Annotated in this window: 3 protein-coding genes; all 3 read right to left on the bottom strand. The window is 45.3% G+C overall.

Annotated elements, in window-relative coordinates; all coding sequences use genetic code 11:
- Positions 1-501 (bottom strand): GTP-binding protein (locus Q0546_RS00700; protein WP_298789610.1); only part of this gene is annotated, 501 nt, incomplete at its 3' end.
- A 12-nt stretch (positions 502-513) separates the two neighbouring features.
- Positions 514-984 carry a 30S ribosomal protein S7 gene (gene rpsG, locus Q0546_RS00705; RefSeq protein ID WP_002947591.1) on the bottom strand — a complete coding sequence of 157 codons (471 nt, stop codon included), beginning with the start codon at positions 982-984 and terminating at the stop codon, positions 514-516.
- A 75-nt stretch (positions 985-1,059) separates the two neighbouring features.
- Positions 1,060-1,316, bottom strand: a 257-nt coding sequence (gene rpsL / locus Q0546_RS00710) for a 30S ribosomal protein S12 (RefSeq protein ID WP_298789612.1), incomplete at its 5' end; no start/stop codon positions are given.

The following is a 1,316-nucleotide window of genomic DNA, read 5'->3' on the forward strand; positions in this document are numbered from 1 at the left end:
GATAGGAATTTGAATAGGCACCGGATTTGCTTTTAGGCGGTTTCTAATTTGTGACTCGACGTTAAAGAAATTTGCGCCGATTCTGTCCATTTTATTTACAAAAACGATTCTTGGAACGTGATATTTATTTGCTTGTCTCCAAACAGTCTCAGACTGAGGCTGCACACCGCCGACTGAGCAAAATACAGAAACAGCACCGTCAAGAACGCGCATAGAACGCTCAACTTCGATAGTAAAGTCAACGTGGCCCGGAGTGTCGATCAAATTTATCTGGTGATCTTTCCAAAAGCAAGTGGTCGCCGCAGACGTAATCGTAATGCCGCGCTCTTTTTCTTGTTCCATCCAGTCCATCGTAGCAGCGCCGTCGTGAACCTCGCCGATCTTGTGGCTCATACCCGTAAAGAACAAAATTCTTTCGCTGGTCGTAGTTTTACCAGCATCGATGTGAGCAGCGATACCGATGTTTCTAACCATATGTAAAGGGGTTTTTCTATCTGCCATACCAGCCTCCTCTTACCAGCGGTAGTGAGCAAACGCTTTGTTAGCTTCTGCCATTTTGTAGGTGTCTTCCTTCTTCTTGAAAGACGCGCCTTTTGAATTTGCAGCATCAAGTAGCTCATTAGCTAGTTTATCTATCATCGTTCTTTCGCTTCTTTTTCTAGCAAAACCGATAATCCAGCGTATAGCAAGAGCTTGCTGGCGAGCTGGGCGAACTTCTACCGGTACTTGGTAGGTAGCGCCGCCGACGCGACGAGATTTAACCTCCATAAGAGGCTTAATGTTTTCGATAGCATCGTTAAACACGTCTATACCTTTTACATCGCCGCTTTTCTTCTCGATAGCCTTGATAGCGCCGTACATGATCTCGGTAGCGACGCTTTTTTTGCCGTCGTACATAAGAGAGTTAATAAATTTAGTGATTACCTTATTGCCGTAAATTGGATCCGGCATTACTTCCCTGACGGGAGCTTTTCTTCTTCTCATTTGATTATTCCTTCAAATTTTATAAATTTTACTCAAACCTATGCCGCTAATGGCATGGTCTGTGAACCTAAATTTTTATTTCTTTTTACCTGCTGCGGCTGCCGCTTGACCAGGTTTTGGACGTTTAGCGCCGTATTTTGAGCGAGAAACTGTTCTTTTCGCAACGCCAGCTGTATCAAGAGCGCCGCGTACGATGTGGTATTTAACGCCCGGTAAGTCCTTAACACGACCGCCACGCACTAGCACGATGCTGTGTTCTTGCAGGTTGTGGCCTTCGCCGCCGATATAGCTGATGACTTCAAAACCGCTTGTAAGCCTAACTTTGGCAACTT

It is taken from the genome of uncultured Campylobacter sp. (genome assembly GCF_937997465.1).
Taxonomy (GTDB): Bacteria; Campylobacterota; Campylobacteria; order Campylobacterales; family Campylobacteraceae; genus Campylobacter_A.